General features: G+C 57.8%; 18 protein-coding genes and 1 riboswitch. Of the genes, 6 read left to right on the plus strand and 12 right to left on the minus strand.

The window, feature by feature from the left end:
- Nucleotides 1-11: 11 nt before the first annotated feature.
- The 10 genes from AA74_RS0101140 to AA74_RS0101185 all read right to left on the minus strand — a co-directional run bounded on the left by AA74_RS0101140 (nt 12) and on the right by AA74_RS0101185 (nt 8782).
- Entirely contained in the window at nt 12-329 is a 318-nt protein-coding gene (locus AA74_RS0101140; protein WP_008503455.1) for a PTS lactose/cellobiose transporter subunit IIA, read from the minus strand.
- A complete protein-coding gene (locus AA74_RS0101145) occupies nt 329-637 on the minus strand; it encodes a PTS sugar transporter subunit IIB (RefSeq protein WP_008503456.1) in 309 nt (102 codons plus the stop codon). The genes AA74_RS0101140 and AA74_RS0101145 overlap by 1 nt, the downstream gene beginning before the upstream one ends.
- 180 nt (nt 638-817) lie before the next feature.
- A complete protein-coding gene (locus AA74_RS0101150) occupies nt 818-2359 on the minus strand; it encodes a sensor domain-containing diguanylate cyclase (RefSeq protein WP_025910400.1) in 1542 nt (513 codons plus the stop codon).
- A 336-nt stretch (nt 2360-2695) separates the two neighbouring features.
- A complete protein-coding gene (gene thiH / locus AA74_RS0101155) occupies nt 2696-3823 on the minus strand; it encodes a 2-iminoacetate synthase ThiH (RefSeq protein WP_008503458.1) in 1128 nt (375 codons plus the stop codon).
- Nucleotides 3820-4590 (minus strand): thiazole synthase, encoded by a 771-nt coding sequence (gene thiG / locus AA74_RS0101160; RefSeq protein ID WP_021242958.1) that lies wholly within the window; start codon nt 4588-4590, stop codon nt 3820-3822. The genes thiH and thiG overlap by 4 nt, the downstream gene beginning before the upstream one ends.
- A gap of 1 nt (nt 4591) precedes the next feature.
- Nucleotides 4592-4792, minus strand: coding sequence for a sulfur carrier protein ThiS (gene thiS, locus AA74_RS0101165; protein ID WP_021242959.1), 201 nt, complete (start codon nt 4790-4792; stop codon nt 4592-4594).
- A complete protein-coding gene (locus AA74_RS0101170) occupies nt 4776-5531 on the minus strand; it encodes a HesA/MoeB/ThiF family protein (protein WP_008503461.1) in 756 nt (251 codons plus the stop codon). The genes thiS and AA74_RS0101170 overlap by 17 nt, the downstream gene beginning before the upstream one ends.
- A complete protein-coding gene (gene thiE / locus AA74_RS0101175; protein WP_021242961.1) occupies nt 5524-6159 on the minus strand; it encodes a thiamine phosphate synthase in 636 nt (211 codons plus the stop codon). Before thiE ends, AA74_RS0101170 begins: the two co-directional genes overlap by 8 nt.
- Nucleotides 6159-8054, minus strand: a complete 1896-nt coding sequence (gene thiC, locus AA74_RS0101180) for a phosphomethylpyrimidine synthase ThiC (protein WP_025910406.1) — start codon at nt 8052-8054, stop codon at nt 6159-6161. The genes thiE and thiC overlap by 1 nt, the downstream gene beginning before the upstream one ends.
- Before the next feature lie 79 nt (nt 8055-8133).
- Nucleotides 8134-8242, minus strand: a riboswitch (TPP riboswitch).
- Between the two features lie 54 nt (nt 8243-8296).
- Nucleotides 8297-8782 carry an Rsd/AlgQ family anti-sigma factor gene (locus AA74_RS0101185; RefSeq protein ID WP_008503464.1) on the minus strand — a complete coding sequence of 162 codons (486 nt, stop codon included), beginning with the start codon at nt 8780-8782 and terminating at the stop codon, nt 8297-8299.
- Between the two features lie 95 nt (nt 8783-8877).
- Between AA74_RS0101185 and nudC the strand changes: the two genes are divergently transcribed.
- The 6 genes from nudC (at nt 8878) to AA74_RS0101215 (ending at nt 13230) form a co-directional block, all read left to right on the plus strand.
- Complete coding sequence (gene nudC, locus AA74_RS0101190) at nt 8878-9651, plus strand: NAD(+) diphosphatase (protein ID WP_023294851.1); 774 nt, start codon at nt 8878-8880, stop codon at nt 9649-9651.
- 38 nt (nt 9652-9689) lie between these two features.
- A complete protein-coding gene (hemE, locus tag AA74_RS0101195) occupies nt 9690-10754 on the plus strand; it encodes a uroporphyrinogen decarboxylase (protein ID WP_008503466.1) in 1065 nt (354 codons plus the stop codon).
- Nucleotides 10755-10763: 9 nt separating this feature from the next.
- Nucleotides 10764-11435, plus strand: coding sequence for a deoxyribonuclease V (gene nfi, locus AA74_RS0101200; RefSeq protein ID WP_025910411.1), 672 nt, complete (start codon nt 10764-10766; stop codon nt 11433-11435).
- A 41-nt stretch (nt 11436-11476) separates the two neighbouring features.
- The gene (locus AA74_RS0101205) at nt 11477-12067 is read left to right on the plus strand and encodes a YjaG family protein (protein WP_008503468.1); all 591 of its coding nucleotides are present in this window, start codon (nt 11477-11479) and stop codon (nt 12065-12067) included.
- 186 nt (nt 12068-12253) lie between these two features.
- Complete coding sequence (gene hupA / locus AA74_RS0101210; protein ID WP_002445246.1) at nt 12254-12526, plus strand: nucleoid-associated protein HU-alpha; 273 nt, start codon at nt 12254-12256, stop codon at nt 12524-12526.
- 11 nt (nt 12527-12537) lie between these two features.
- Nucleotides 12538-13230: a DUF1481 domain-containing protein gene (locus AA74_RS0101215; protein ID WP_025910416.1), complete on the plus strand. Its 693-nt coding sequence runs from the start codon at nt 12538-12540 to the stop codon at nt 13228-13230.
- Nucleotides 13231-13320: 90 nt separating this feature from the next.
- On the opposite strand, the gene purD is transcribed toward AA74_RS0101215, so the two are convergent.
- On the minus strand, nt 13321-14613 hold the full coding sequence (gene purD, locus AA74_RS0101220; protein WP_008503470.1) for a phosphoribosylamine--glycine ligase: 1293 nt from the start codon (nt 14611-14613) through the stop codon (nt 13321-13323).
- A 15-nt stretch (nt 14614-14628) separates the two neighbouring features.
- Complete coding sequence (gene purH, locus AA74_RS0101225; protein ID WP_025910421.1) at nt 14629-16218, minus strand: bifunctional phosphoribosylaminoimidazolecarboxamide formyltransferase/IMP cyclohydrolase; 1590 nt, start codon at nt 16216-16218, stop codon at nt 14629-14631.
- Nucleotides 16219-16545: the final 327 nt, after the last annotated feature.

Genomic DNA, 16545 nt, shown 5'->3' on the forward strand with positions numbered 1-16545 from the left:
TCTGCAAAATTTCAGTTTACTAATGGGATCCGTCGATACAGCTCAATCATATCGCCCGCCAGGTCCTGTATGACCATGGCGTTCATCAGGTGATCCTGCGAGTGGACGGTGATCAGGTTAACCGGAAGCTTCCCGGTCCCTTCATCAAGACCGATAAGCTGCGTCTGTATGGTGTGCGCATGCTTCACATATTCCCGCGACTCTTCCATCGCTTTTTCGGCTTCGTCAAACTCACCTTTACGCGCCATCTGCAATGCCGTCAGGGCCGCACTGCGCGCCGCGCCTGCGTTAACAAGCAGTTCCATAATCGTGGTTTCTAAGTCTTCCATTATGACTCCAGAAGTTTGAGCGCTTTATCCAGTACGGCATCACCTTTCATCATGCCGTAATCCATCATGTCGATCACCGCGACCTTTTTGCCCAGCGGGTCGGCCTGCGCCTGTAATTTAGCCTGCTCGTATTTAACCTGTGGCCCCAGCAATACGATGTCGGCCGTTGCGATGTTGTCTTTAAACTCCGCAACCGGAACGGCTTTAATGGTGACTTCAACCCCTTTTTTCTGCGCGGCGTCTTTCATACGTTGAACCAGCATGCTGGTTGACATTCCCGCTGCACAGCATAAAACGATGTTCTTCATAATCAGCCTCGATCTACATGTGTTTATTGATAATTATCCCGTGCAGACCGCTTCAACAACCGCTTTACCGCGATTGTGTGTCAGGCATCACAAAGAAACAGGCGTTTTTCTGAAACCGGTTACAATTTTACATTGGCGGGCACCCGGCCCGTCGAAACGGGCAGGGTGAAAGCGAGAGGATTAGCTGATGGATGTGCGAACGATTCGATTTTTTCCCTGCTGTTTGGCGCTGTAGAGAGCGTTATCAACGCTTCCGACAAATTGTTCCAGCGGTTCAAAATGCCACTCTCCAAGACCGCCGCTGAACGTAACCCGCAGGTTTTCTTCCCGCCAGACGCGTTTTTCAACGGCGGTACGCCACGCTTCCAGTAATGAGAGCGCGGAAGACATCTGCTCCGCCTGGAAGATTACGGCGAACTCTTCTCCGCCATAACGGTAAACCGAGACGTGATGTGGCTGCATAATCTGGATCCCTTCACGAGCCACGTTGCGCAGAACGATATCACCGGTCAGGTGACCCAGCGTGTCGTTAATTGACTTAAAGTTATCAATATCCACCAGCGCCATCGCGAAGGGCTGCTGGGCATTCAGCAGCTCTGCGATATCGCTGTCGAACGCGCGGCGGTTTTTACAGCCCGTCAGCGCATCGTGGGTGGCCTGGCGCACATACGCCATTTCGCGCTCTTTATTGGACTGAATCGTGTGGCTCAACATCGCTTCCAGGCGCGGTGCCTCGTTAACGTCGCCAGTTTTGATGGCATTGATAATGTGCATCAGCACGCTACGCGAGGCGTGGCGGAGGTATAAGCCGAAAAGGATGATGATGATGGCCGCCAGCGCAAACCCCCAGCCAACGATCGTCGTTTCGTGGCGGGTGATATCGGTGAGCGTCGCACCGGATACCCGGTAGATGACAAACCAGTCCGGGTTGGTAAACGAGTAGTAGTAATACCAGGCGTTGCTTTTCTTGTCGTAAAGATGGCCTTCGCCGCTGGTCATTTTGTCCATCAGCGCTTCGCTCACATACTGCTTGAAGAGCGCGCCGGTATCCGGATGCAGCACCACAGCACCGTCGCGTTCGACGACGAAGAATTCCCCCTGAACGGGTGCCACCATCTGGCGCAGGGTATAGCCCATTGACGTTAAATCAAGATGAAAGGCGATCGTTCCCTTCAGTCTGCCTTCCGGCGAGATCAACGGCTTATAAAGTGTCACCGTCGGATGGCCGGTGAAGTAGTCCATGTAGGGACGGGTATAGTGGCTGAAGATGCTGGCTTCCGCCTGAGCGACAAACCACGGCCGCGTTCGGGGATCGAAGGTTTTACTCTTCTCCGTGGGGAGCACCTCCGGTGCGCGCAGATAATGCCCCTGCGTATCGGCAAGCGAAATGGAGGAGACGGTCGGCATCAGGTTCTGCAAATGCATGACCATCTGCAGCCCCTGCGTCGGGTTAAGGTTTAGCGTCTCGTTTAGCCTGTCGTCGCGCGCAAAGTACATCGCGGAACGGCCCAGAATATAGTCGTTTTCACGCAGGATAGATTCGGTGTAGTTCACCGCCAGGTTGTGCGTGAAGTTGCTATTGATCTTATGATAATCCTCAAGAAAATCCTTTCGTTGCGAAAGCGTCACCGCGATCGCGATCACCGCAAAACTGCAGAGGATCCCCGCAAAGCTGAGCATAATGGGCCGGGTAAAAGAGAGCTTTTTGCTGTGAAGTGCCATGAGCTGTACATCGTTCCTGATGGTGAATACTTTTCGTCTGCCGATATCCTCTCAGCATAGTCGCTGCCCTGCGGTTAGCGGTGAATTATACGGCACGCGATTTTTGACAGGATGATTTATCTTAAGAACCATTAAGAAAATACTTATTAAACTGGCATGAGCCGTTTGAGCAATGAACCAGAGGCAGGGCGAAACGAGGAAGAAGCTTTTCGCCCTGGTCAGCATCCGTTGCTGACCGTGTGACAATAAAAAACCGGACGATTGCCGACAACCATCCGGTTTTGCCTTTTCGTCGCGGCTCGACAATTTTTTAACGTGTTGCAGTGCGTTTCAACGTCACTGCGAGGCTCTTCCCAGCCAGCTGTCCCAGTCTTTCCAGACGGGCTGAAGACCCTGCGCCGTCAGGACGGCGGCGACCGCTTCCGGGCGTCGTCCGTCATGGGGTGCAAATTGTTCCAGTTCCGGATGGTCGTCGGCGTAGCCGCCAGGCTGCGTTTTGGAAAACGCGCTGACGTTGTTAATTGCAATCGGGATGACGCGATCGCGAAATGCCGGAGACTCGCGCGTTGAGAGCGATAATTCCACTTCCGGAGCGAGCAGGCGAAACGCGCAAATGGTCTGCACCAGCTGGCGTTCATCCATCAGCGAAGCCGGTTCAATTCCTCCCGCGCAGGGACGCAGGCGCGGGAAGGAGATGGAGTATCGGCTCTGCCAGTAGTGCTGCTGCAACCACAGCAGATGTTCCGCCACCATGTAACAATCCACCCGCCAGCTGTCGGAGAGCCCGATCAGCGCACCCAGACCGATTTTGTCGATACCGGCGCGACCCAGCCTGTCCGGCGTTTCCAGGCGGAAGAAGAAATCCTGTTTCTTGCCCTTCAGGTGGTGTCGGGCGTACGTCGCCTCGTGATAGGTTTCCTGATAGACCATGACGCCGTCCAGCCCGAGCGTTTTGAGCTCCGCGTACTCCTCCTGCGACAGAGGCTGCACTTCCATCTGCAACGACGCAAACTGACGACGAATGGCGGGAAGGTGCCGACGGAAATAGTCCATTCCCACTTTCCCCTGATGTTCGCCCGTGACCAGCAAAAGATGTTCAAAGCCCATTTCACGGATGGCCGCACACTCACGGGCAATCTCAGCCTCATCGAGCGTTTTACGCTTGATGCGGTTGCTCATGGAGAAACCGCAGTAGGTGCAGTCATTGGCGCACAGGTTGGAGAGATAGAGCGGCACGTAGAAGCTCACCGTGTTGCCAAACCGCTGGCGGGTAAGCCGCTGCGCTCGCTGGGCCATCGGTTCGAGGTAGGCGCTGGCCGCCGGGGAGAGCAGGGCCATCAGATCCTCGCGGGTCAGATGACGGGCCTGCAGCGCGCGCTCCACGTCAGCCGCCGTTTTGCTGTTGATACGCAGGGCAATGTCGTCCCAGTTAAGCTGGCGCCAGCGCTCGGTAAACGTGCTCATGAGATCGCCTCCAGAAAACCGGTCAGCGGGCTGGTGGCCTGCGCCTGGAAACTGCGCGAGCCGGGGCCGGATCCCCTTGCCAGCAGGCCAGCCTCCACGGCCAGGCGGAACGCACGCGCCATCATGACCGGATCGTCGGCAACCGCGATAGCCGTATTCACCAGCACCGCGTCGGCGCCCATCTCCAGCGCCTGCGCGGCATGGCTGGGCACGCCAATGCCCGCATCAACCACCACCGGCACGGTAGCCTGCTCAATAATGATTTCCAGCATCGCGCGGGTCTCCAGCCCCTGGTTGGAGCCAATGGGGGCCCCCAGCGGCATGACGGCGGCGCAGCCGACCTCTTCCAGCCGTTTGCACAGGACAGGGTCGGCCCCGCAGTAAGGCAGGACGGTAAACCCTTGCTGAACCAGCTTTTCAGCCGCTTTCAGCGTTTCGATCGGATCGGGCAGCAGCCAGCGGGCATCCGGATGGATTTCCAGCTTCAACCAGCGGGTGCCGAGCGCCTCCCGTGCCAGCTGTGCGGCAAAAATCGCCTCTTCTGCCGTTTTGGCGCCGGAGGTGTTGGGCAACAGCGTGACGCCCGCTTCCAGCAACGGAGCCAGAATGGCATCGCTGTGATGGCGCAGATCCACGCGCTTAAGCGCCAGCGTCACCAGCTGGCTGCCGCTTTCGCGAATGGCCTCCACCATCAGCTGCGGCGAGGCGAATTTTCCGGTTCCGGTAAACAGATGTGAATCAAAGACTTTATCGGCAATACGTAACATTTCAGCCCCCTGCGATAACCTGAAACAGCAGGATCTGGTCGCCTTCATTGACCTGCTGATGTTCCCACTGCTCGCGCGGCAGGATCTGTTGATTGAGCGCCAGCGCCGTTCCCGGCTTGAGCTGACGCAGCTTGTCGAGCAGTGCGGCAACGGTGAGCCCGTCGTCGCAGCTCATCGGCTCATCGTTAAACAGAATGCGCATCGCGGCCTCCGCACACCGGGCAGTGGCTGGCGCGATGCAGCGCCAGATGACGCCAGCCGCTGGAGCGGGCATCAAACAGCCGCAGCGTATTGCGTTCCGTCTCCATGCCGCTGAGCAGCTTGATGGCCTCCAGCGCCTGCATCGTGCCCATCACGCCGACCACCGGACCCAGAATGCCCGCCGTACGGCAGTTGCGCGTCGGCTCGGCATCGTCCGGCCACAGGCAGCGATAGCAGCCCTGCGTCCACGGTGGCGTCAGAACCATCATTTGCCCGCCGAACCCCACCGCGCTGGCGGTGATAAGCGGCGTATGGTTTGCCACGCAGGCGGCGTTGATCGCCTGGCGCGTCGCCATGTTGTCGGTACAGTCCAGCACCACGTCGGCAAGGGCGACTTCACGGTGCAGGCTTTCACCGCCAAGCCGCTCCTGTAGGGCAATCAGTTCGATATCCGGGTTAAGCTGATGCAGCCGCTGCCGGGTGATCTGTGCTTTCGGCTGGTTGATATCCTCGGTGGTAAAGAGGATTTGTCGCTGCAGGTTGCTGAGGTGGACCTCGTCGTCGTCGGCCAGCACCAGCGTGCCGATGCCCGCGCCTGCCAGATAGAGCGCGGCGGGTGCGCCTAATCCCCCCAGGCCAACAATCAGCACCCGGCTGGCGAGCAGTTTTTGCTGCCCGTCGATGGCGATATCCTCCAGCAGGATCTGACGGCTGTAGCGCATAAAGTCGCGATCATTCATCGCCTGCTCCTGCCAGCTGTAACAGCTGTTCGGTGGCGGCCTGCCAGTCTGCGGCCTGGGTGATGGCGCTGACGACGGCGATGCTGCCCACGCCGGTCTCCAGCACTGCCGGGGCGCGTTCCAGGCTGATTCCGCCGATGGCGACGGTGGGGTAGTCGGCAAGGCGTTTAACGTGACCCGCCAGTTGCGTCAGACCCTGCGGAGCGGAGGGCATCTGCTTGGTTTGCGTCGGGAAGACGTGACCGAGCGCGATGTAAGAGGGACGGGCCGCCAGGGCCACGTCGATCTCCATGTCATCGTGTGTTGACACGCCAAGACGTAACCCGGCGTCACGGATTGCGCTCAGATCCGTTGTTTCCAGGTCCTCCTGACCCAGATGCACGCCGTACGCCCGGTGCTTAACGGCCAGCCGCCAGTAGTCATTGATAAACAGGCGGGCGTTATACCGACGCCCCAGCGCAATGGCGGCAACCACATCGGCTTCCACTTCCTCATCGCGTTTATCCTTGATGCGCAGCTGGAGGGTGCGAACGCCTGCCTCCAGCAGGCGCGCTATCCACGCCACGCTGTCCACCACCGGATAGAGCCCTAAACGGTAGGGAACGGGTGGGAAATCGGGCTGGTACATTACGCCTCCTCTTTTTTGAGGTAGATTTCGCCGCCTTTGGCGCGGAAGGTTTCGGACATGTCCGCCATACCCACTTCAATGGTTTGCGTGGCGGCGTAGTCGCGCACTTCCTGGCTGATTTTCATCGAGCAGAACTTCGGCCCACACATGGAGCAGAAGTGCGCGACTTTGCCCGATTCCTGCGGCAGGGTTTCGTCGTGGTAGGCGCGGGCGGTGAACGGATCCAGCGCCAGGTTGAACTGGTCTTCCCAGCGGAATTCAAAGCGCGCCTTCGACATGGCGTTATCACGGATTTGCGCGCCCGGGTGGCCTTTGGCCAGATCCGCCGCGTGGGCGGCAATTTTGTAGGTGATCAGCCCCTGTTTCACGTCCTCTTTGTTAGGCAGGCCGAGGTGCTCTTTCGGCGTCACGTAGCAGAGCATGGCGCAGCCGAACCAGCCGATCATCGCCGCCCCAATGCCTGACGTGAAGTGGTCATAGCCCGGCGCGATGTCGGTGGTCAGCGGCCCCAGCGTGTAGAACGGCGCTTCGTGGCAGTGCTCCAGCTCTTCGGTCATGTTGCGGCGGATCATCTGCATCGGCACGTGGCCCGGGCCTTCAATCATCACCTGCACGTCATACTCCCAGGCGATTTTGGTCAGCTCGCCCAGCGTGTGCAGCTCGGCAAACTGTGCTTCGTCGTTAGCGTCGCGGATGGAGCCCGGGCGCAGGCCGTCGCCCAGCGACAGAGAGACATCGTAAGCGGCGCAGATTTCGCAGATCTCGCGGAAGTGTTCGTAAAGGAAGTTCTCCTGGTGATGGGAGAGGCACCACTTCGCCATGATCGAACCGCCGCGCGAGACGATGCCGGTCAGACGCTTCGCGGTCATCGGCACGTAGCGCAGCAGCACGCCCGCGTGAATGGTGAAGTAGTCCACGCCCTGTTCCGCCTGCTCCAGGAGCGTGTCGCGGAACGCTTCCCAGGTGAGGTTTTCGGCGATGCCGTTGACCTTCTCCAGCGCCTGATAAATCGGGACGGTGCCAATCGGAACCGGACTGTTACGCAGGATCCACTCGCGGGTTTCGTGAATATAGCGGCCGGTGGAGAGGTCCATTACCGTGTCCGCGCCCCAGCGCGTTGACCAGACCAGCTTTTCAACCTCTTCTTCGATGGAGGAGGTGACGGCCGAATTACCGATGTTAGCGTTGACCTTCACCAGGAAGTTGCGGCCGATAATCATCGGCTCGGATTCCGGGTGGTTAATGTTGGCGGGGATGATCGCGCGGCCTGCGGCCACTTCGTCACGCACAAACTCCGGCGTGATGTTCTCCGGCAGGCGTGCGCCAAAGCCTTCGCCCGGGTGCTGGTAGCGCAGCACTTCGCTGCGGATACGCTCGCGGCCCATGTTCTCGCGGATGGCGATGAACTCCATCTCCGGCGTGACGATCCCCTGGCGGGCGTAGTGCAGCTGCGTCACGCATTTGCCCGCTCTGGCGCGTTTTGGCGTCAGCAGGCCGGTAAAGCGCAGCGCGTCCAGACCGTCGTCGGCCAGGCGTTCTTTGGTGTATGCAGAACTGCGTACGCTCAGTTCTTCGCAGTCGTTACGCGCCTCTATCCACGGCTGGCGCAGCTTTGCCAGACCCTGCTGGACGTTAATAGCAACATCAGGATCGCCGTACGGGCCGGAGGTGTCATACACCGGCACGGCTTCGTTGTCTTCATACTGCGGATTCTCTTTGGTGCCGCCGATAAGCGTCGGGCTGAGCTGGATTTCGCGCATCGGGACGCGGATATCGGCCTGCGAGCCGGAAATGTAGATGCGTTTCGAGTTCGGGAAAGCGGTGCCTTCCAGGGTGTCGATGAAATGTTGGGCCTGTGCACGCTGTTCGCGGCGGGTCAGTTTTGCAGTAGACATAGCTCATTCCAAAAGTGAAGGACATGGCTTGTCAGACGACGGATGAAGCAAGAGAGGATCGCCCGGGGGGCGATACAACAGCAGTGTGACTCTTGTTCCCTTCGCAGGTATTAGCCTGATCAGGTTCCGCGGATCCCGAATTAACGGTCTCAGCCCGGCTTTCGCTCTGGGCACTCCGACAAGAAAAATCCCCCTCGTGAGAGGGGCGAATGGTTGTAAATTACTCGTTAACGATTAAGAACTCAAGCCGGGCGCGCGATGTTATCTTCGGGGCTGGCGTCCAGGACGAGGCTAATCAGCTTATCTTCCAGCGTGAATCGCTCTTCCAGCGCTTCGCCAAGGTCGGAAAGCGCCTGCTGGAACTCAAGATAGTTATCGTGATCGATGGCGTTCTCAAGCGTGGAATCGTAGTAATCCATGATCTGCTGGGTGTTGGCTTCCAGCAGCGGACAAAGTTTGCTGGCCGCTAAATACGGCGTTGTCCCTTCCATTTCGCGGATAATGCGTTCATAAATATTGAAATGGCCGTCGGACAGGTAGTCGACCAGGCTCTGACAAAAATCATCCAGCGCTTTTTCATTCAGCCGCATAAACGATTCTTTGCCAGGCTTAAGACCGACCAGATTGTAATAAGCCACGAGTAGATGCTTGCGCACATGTAGCCAGCGATCCACCAGTTTGTTACTTCCTCTAACGCGCTCAGTCAGGCTTTCTAGCTGGTTTAACATGGTCGACTCCGCAAAGTGTAGGATTGAATCTGCTCATCCAGAATGTAACCACAGTGCTAACAACATGTCAGTGAAGCGAAGGTAGTGCAATAGATATGGATCGTATTATTGAAAAATCAGATCTGGGTTGGTGGATCGTCAGTCACGAACAAAAATTATGGTTGCCCGGTGGAGAGCTGCCCTATGGTGCGGCGGAAACGTTCGATCTCGTGGGCCAGCCTGCGCTGAAGATCGGCGAGTGGCAGGGTGAACCCGTGTGGTTGATCCAACAATCGCGTCGTCTGGATATGGGATCCGTTCGCCAGGTGTTGGATCTGGACGTAGGCCTGTTCCAGCTGGCGGGGCGGGGCGTGCAGCTGGCGGAGTTTTACCGTTCGCACAAATACTGCGGCTATTGCGGCCATACCATGCACCCGAGTAAAACCGAGTGGGCGATGCTCTGCAGCCACTGCCGCGAACGTTATTACCCACAAATTGCGCCGTGCATTATCGTCGCTATCCGTCGGGATGACTCTATTTTGCTTGCACAGCATACCCGCCATCGCAACGGCATTCATACCGTGCTGGCCGGGTTCGTCGAAGTGGGCGAAACGCTGGAGCAGGCAGTGGCGCGCGAGGTGATGGAAGAGAGCGGAATCAAAGTGAAGAACCTGCGCTACGTCACCTCCCAGCCGTGGCCGTTCCCGCAGTCGCTGATGACGGCCTTTATGGCCGACTATGACAGCGGCGAGATCGTTATCGATCAGAAAGAGCTGCTGGATGCGAACTGGTATCGCTATGACGATCTACCGCTGCTCCCCCCACCGGGTACCGTGGCGCGCCGGTTGATAGAAGATACCGTAGCGATGTGTCGGGCCGAGTATGAGTAGTGTTACACTGAGGCCATGACGCTTAAGGAACTGCAAAAATGACCGAACTGAAGAACGATCGTTATCTGCGTGCGCTGCTGCGCCAGCCCGTTGATGTCACCCCGGTGTGGATGATGCGCCAGGCGGGACGCTATCTGCCAGAGTACAAAGCCACGCGCGCGCAGGCGGGCGATTTTATGTCGCTGTGCAAAAACGCCGAGCTGGCCTGTGAAGTGACGCTCCAGCCGCTGCGCCGCTTCCCGCTGGATGCGGCGATCCTCTTCTCGGATATTCTGACCATTCCGGATGCGATGGGCCTTGGCCTGTACTTCGAAACCGGTGAAGGCCCGCGTTTTACCTCTCCGATCAGAAGCAAAGCGGACGTGGACAAGCTGCCGATCCCCGATCCGGAAGGCGAGCTGGGCTACGTGATGAACGCCGTGCGCACCATTCGCCGCGAGCTGAAAGGTGAAGTGCCGCTGATTGGCTTCTCCGGCAGCCCGTGGACGCTGGCGACCTATATGGTGGAAGGGGGCAGCAGCAAAGCCTTCACCCTGATTAAAAAGATGATGTACGCCGAGCCGCTGGCTCTGCATGCGCTGCTCGACAAGCTCGCGAAGAGCGTCACGCTCTACCTCAACGCGCAGATTAAAGCCGGTGCGCAGTCGGTGATGATTTTCGATACCTGGGGCGGCGTGCTGACCGGGCGTGATTATCAACAGTTCTCCCTGTATTACATGCATAAAATCGTTGACGGCCTGCTGCGCGAAAACGAAGGCCGCCGCGTGCCGGTGACGCTGTTCACCAAAGGTGGCGGTCAGTGGCTGGAAGCCATGGCGGCAACCGGCTGCGACGCACTGGGTCTCGACTGGACCACCGATATCGCTGATGCCCGCCGCCGCGTGGGCGACAAAGTGGCGCTTCAGGGCAATATGGACCCGTCCATGCTCTATGCGCCGCCTGCCCGTATTGAAGAAGAAGTGTCGACTATACTGTCTGGTTTCGGCCAGGGGGAAGGCCACGTCTTTAACCTCGGCCACGGTATTCATCAGGATGTGCCGCCAGAGCACGCAGGCGTATTTGTGGAGGCGGTGCATCGGCTTTCTGCCCAGTATCACAAGTAAGGAGTCGTTATGGATCTCGCGTCGCTACGCGCTCAACAAATCGAACTGGCCTCATCGGTGATCCGCGAGGATCGTCTGGATAAGGATCCTCCGCAGTACATTGGCGGAGCCGACGTCGGGTTTGAGCAGGGTGGGGACGTGACGCGAGCGGCGATGGTGGTCCTGAAATACCCTTCGCTCGAGCTGGTGGAGTACAAGGTCGCGCGTATTGCCACCACCATGCCGTACATTCCGGGCTTTCTCTCCTTCCGCGAATATCCCGCGCTGCTGGCAGCGTGGGAGCAGCTTTCGCAAAAACCTGACCTGCTTTTTGTCGATGGGCACGGTATCTCACACCCGCGCCGTTTAGGCGTTGCCAGCCACTTTGGGCTGCTGGTGGATGTGCCGACCATTGGCGTTGCCAAGAAACGCCTGTGCGGGGCGTTTGAGCCACTCTCCTCCGAGCCGGGTGCGCTGGCGCCGCTCATCCATAAGGGCGAGCAGCTGGCGTGGGTCTGGCGCAGCAAGGCTCGCTGTAATCCGCTGTTCATCGCCACCGGCCATCGGGTGAGCATGGACAGCGCTCTGGCGTGGGTACAGCGCTGCATGAAGGGCTACCGCTTACCGGAGCCAACGCGCTGGGCTGACGCGGTGGCCTCTTCGCGTCCGGCTTTTGTTCGTTGGCAGGAAATTCAGCGATGATTCAGGTAAACTGCGCCTAATTTTCGATTCGAGAGATCATCATGCTACAAAACCCGATTCACCTGCGCCTTGAAAAGCTGGAAAGCTGGCAGCACGTCACCTTCATGGCTTGCCTGTGCGAGCGCATGTATCCCAACTATGCCGCGTTCTGCAAGCAGACCGGCTTTGGTGATGGCCATATCTACCGCCGCATTCTGGATCTGATCTGGGAAACGCTGACGGTGAAAGACGCGAAGGTGAATTTCGACTCTCAGCTCGAAAAGCTGGAAGAGGCGATCCCGGTGGCGGATGATTTTGACCTGTACGGCGTCTACCCGGCAATTGATGCCTGTGTGGCGTTAAGCGAATTGCTCCACTCCCGCCTGAGCGGTGAGACGCTGGAGCACGCTATCGAAGTCAGTAAGGCCTCTATCACCACCGTGGCGATGCTGGAAATGACCCAGGAAGGTCGCGAGATGACCGACGAAGAGCTGCGTGCGAACCCGGCCGTTGAGCAAGAATGGGATATCCAGTGGGAGATTTTCCGCCTGCTGGCAGAGTGTGAAGAACGCGACATTGAGCTGATCAAAGGGCTGCGCGCGGACTTACGTGAGGCCGGTGAGAGTAATATTGGTATAATTTTTAACCAATGAGATAAGAAAACTTGAGATAACGCCCGTTTTGTCGCTCCTCGACTCTTCCCTTTCGACCCTTGTCTGGTCTACATTTGGGGGGCGAAAAAAAGTGGCTATCGGTGCGTGTATGCAGGAGAGTGCTTTTTTGGCATTTTCGTCGCACTCGATGCTTAGCAAGCGATAAACACATTGAAAGGATAACTTATGAACAAGACTCAACTGATTGATGTAATTGCGGACAAGGCTGATCTGTCTAAAGTGCAGGCTAAAGCTGCTCTGGAATCTACCCTGGCTGCTATTACTGAGTCTCTGAAAGAAGGCGATGCTGTACAACTGGTTGGTTTCGGTACCTTCAAAGTGAACCACCGCGCTGAGCGTACTGGCCGCAACCCGCAGACCGGTAAAGAAATCAAAATCGCCGCAGCTAACGTGCCGGCATTTGTTTCTGGTAAAGCACTGAAAGACGCTGTTAAGTAAGACGCGTGGCAGTGAACAGTTTTAGCGAAGGGGCGGCAACGCCCCTTTTGTCTTTCTGGCGCGGAACGCTCGCGCTGGCAGGTGCGCTGCTGCTGTCAGCCTGTAGTCACGACACCACTCTGCCGCCGTTTACCGCCAGCGGCTACGCTGACAACCAGGGCGCGGTCAGGATCTGGCGTAAAGATTCCGGCAATGAAGTTCATCTGTTATCTGCCTTCAGCCCGTGGCACAACGGCAATACGTCGACGGCAGAATATCGCTGGCAGGGAGATGACCTCTCGCTGATTGAGCTGAACGTCTACAGCAAGACCCCCGAACACGTGAAAGTGCGTTTTGACGACCATGGCGAGCTGAGCTTTATGCAGCGTGAAGTCAGCGGTCAAAAACAGCAGCTTTCCAGCGATCAAATCGCCCTCTACCGTTACCGTGCCGAACAAATCCGCCAGACCAGCGATGCGCTTCGTCTGGGACGCGTTGTGCTGCGCCAGGGGCGCTGGCATAACGATGGAACGGTAACCACCTGCGAAGGGCAAACGGTGAAGCCTGAGCTTGAATCCTGGGCGACCGAACACATTCAACGCCGTCAGCGTCATTCATCAATGGAAGTGAGCGTGGCGTGGCTTGAGGCGCCGGAAGGCTCTCAATTGCTATTGGTGGCGAACGAAGATTTCTGCACCTGGCAGCCGACAGAGAAGAGTTTTTGAGTTCTGTGGATTAAGCCGGATGGCGCTAACGCTTATCCGGCCTACGAACGATTCCCTCTCCCTGTGGGAGAGGGTGAGGGCGAGGAGGAATTACTCCCCCTGCTCACGCGCAATCGCGCGATAGCCGATATCCTGACGGCTAAAGCTACCGTTCCAGTGAATATCCGCCATCAGCGCATAGGCGCGCTTCTGTGCTTCTGCCACGGTATGGCCCAGCGCGGTCGCACACAGCACGCGTCCGCCGTTGGTCAGAACGCGATCGTCCTCAGCCAGCTTCGTACCGGCGTGGAACACTTTCGCACCGTCAATCTCTTCCAGCGGCAGACCGTGGATCTCATCACCGGTGCTGTAGTTGCCCGGATAACCGCCCGCAGCAATCACCACGCCGAGAGACGCACGCTCGTCCCACTCGGAGGTTTTCTCGTCCAGCTTGCCATCGCAGGCAGCCAGGCACAGCTCCACCAGATCGGATTTCATGCGCAGCATGATTGGCTGGGTTTCTGGATCGCCAAAGCGGCAGTTGAATTCGATGACCTTAGGGTTACCCTGCTTGTCGATCATCAGGCCTGCATAAAGGAAACCGGTGTAGGTATTGCCTTCTGCCGCCATTCCCTTCACGGTAGGCCAGATGATGCGATCCATGGTGCGCTGGTGGACGTCGTCAGTCACGACCGGCGCAGGGGAGTAAGCGCCCATCCCGCCGGTATTAGGCCCCGTGTCGCCATTGCCCACACGCTTGTGATCCTGGCTGGTGGCCATCGGCAGAACGTGCTCGCCGTCGACCATGACGATAAAGCTCGCCTCTTCACCGTCGAGGAACTCTTCAATCACGATGCGGTGGCCCGCATCGCCAAAGGCGTTACCTGCCAGCATATCCTGAACCGCGGCTTCGGCTTCTTCGAGCGTCATCGCGACGATCACGCCTTTACCCGCGGCCAGACCGTCGGCCTTGATAACAATCGGCGCGCCCTTCTCACGTAACCAGGCCAGAGCAGGCTCCACTTCAGTGAAATTCTGATATTCCGCCGTCGGGATGTTATGACGCGCGAGGAAATCTTTGGTGAAGGCTTTGGAGCCTTCCAGTTGCGCGGCGCCTTCCGTTGGGCCAAAGATTTTCAGGCCCGCTGCGCGGAACGCATCCACGACACCTATCACCAGCGGCGCTTCCGGACCGACGATGGTCAGGTCGATTTTCTCCTGCTGAGCAAAGCTCAACAGCGCCGGAATGTCGGTCACGCCGATAGCCACGTTCTGCAGCGCGGGCTCCAGCGCGGTACCGGCGTTGCCCGGTGCCACGAAGACCGTTTTAACCAGCGGAGACTGGGCCGCTTTCCACGCCAGCGCGTGCTCGCGTCCGCCGTTACCAATCACTAATACTTTCATTTTCTGCTCCGGGAATTAATGGCGGAAGTGACGCATGTCGGTGAAGATCATCGCAATGCCGTGTTCGTCGGCAGCAGCAATCACTTCGTCGTCGCGGATTGAGCCGCCTGGCTGGATCACGCAGGTGATGCCGACAGCGGCTGCGGCGTCGATACCGTCACGGAACGGGAAGAAGGCGTCAGAGGCCATGGCGGAGCCTTTGACTTCCAGGCCTTCATCGCCTGCTTTAATACCCGCGATTTTCGCCGAGTAAACGCGGCTCATCTGGCCTGCGCCTATCCCGATAGTCATGTTCTCTTTGGCATAGACGATGGCGTTGGATTTCACGAACTTCGCCACCTTCCAGCAGAACAGCGCGTCACGCAGTTCCTGTTCGGTCGGCTGACGTTTGGTCACCACGCGCAGGTCGGCTTCTGTCACCATACCCAGATCGCGGTCCTGAACCAGCAGGCCGCCGTTTACGCGCTTGAAGTCCAGGCCCGGCACGCGTCCTGCCCACTGGCCGCAAACCAGTACGCGCACGTTCTGTTTTGCCGCGGTGATTTTCAGCGCTTCTTCGGAGGCCGATGGCGCGATGATCACTTCAACGAACTGGCGGGAGATGATGGCCTGAGCCGTTTCAGCATCCAGCTCGCGGTTGAAGGCGATAATGCCGCCGAACGCGGAGGTCGGGTCGGTTTTGTAGGCGCGATCGTAGGCATCAAGGATTGAGGTGCTCACGGCAACGCCACATGGGTTCGCATGCTTGACGATAACGCAGGCCGGCTCGCTGAATTCTTTCACGCACTCCAGCGCGGCGTCTGTATCGGCAATGTTGTTATAGGAGAGCGCTTTGCCTTGCACCTGCTGGGCGGTAGCGACAGAAGCTTCTTTTACCTCTTCTTCTATATAGAAGGCCGCCTGCTGGTGGCTGTTCTCGCCGTAGCGCATATCCTGCTTCTTAATGAAGTTCAGGTTCAGGGTGCGCGGGAAGCGACCTGAAGGATCTTTGCTTTCACCGTGGTAAGCCGGCACCAGGCTACCGAAGTAGTTGGCAATCATGCTGTCGTACGCCGCGGTGTGTTCGAATGCTTTAATCGCGAGGTCGAAGCGGGTGTCCAGAGTCAGCGACCCTTCGTTCGCATCCATCTCATTAATAATGGTGGTGTAATCGCTGCTCTTGACCACGATGGCGACATCTTTATGGTTCTTGGCCGCGGAGCGCACCATGGTCGGGCCGCCGATATCAATATTCTCTACGGCATCTTCCAGAGAGCAGCCTTCACGCGCCACGGTCTGGGCGAACGGGTAGAGGTTAACGACAACCATGTCGATAGGCGCGATGTCGTGCTGTTCCATAATGGCGTCGTCCTGGCCGCGACGGCCCAGAATGCCGCCGTGGACTTTCGGGTGCAGGGTTTTGACGCGTCCATCCATCATTTCCGGGAAACCGGTGTAATCGGACACTTCGGTTACCGGCAGACCTTTATCTGCTAACAGGCGAGCGGTTCCACCTGTGGAAAGCAGCTCTACACCGCGTGCAGAAAGTGCCTGAGCGAATTCGACGATACCGGCTTTATCAGAAACACTGAGCAGAGCGCGGCGGACTGGACGACGTTGTTGCATGGTAAATCCCCTGGATTTCACGATTACAGAGAGCGTTAGATGAATTTTCCTGTGAAAAACTCATCTAACACACCTGACGAGGCATCCTTGTAAAGCGCGAGCATTTTAACGAAAACGTTTGCGCAACGCTCGCACATTTTCACTTTTTCGTATCATTGTGGATAAGTCTGTGTGTAAAAAGGTATAAGGCGGGGTTTTGCTGTGGAATGCAGCAGTCAGTCATTTTTCTGTCATTTAGCGGTTGCGGCCTGCGGAGAACTCCCTATAATGCGCCTCCATCGACACGGCGGATGTGAATCACTTCACAAACAGCCCGGTCGGTTGAAG

The organism is Enterobacter sp. 5-4 (assembly GCF_000612205.1).
Lineage (GTDB): Bacteria > Pseudomonadota > Gammaproteobacteria > Enterobacterales > Enterobacteriaceae > Enterobacter > Enterobacter roggenkampii.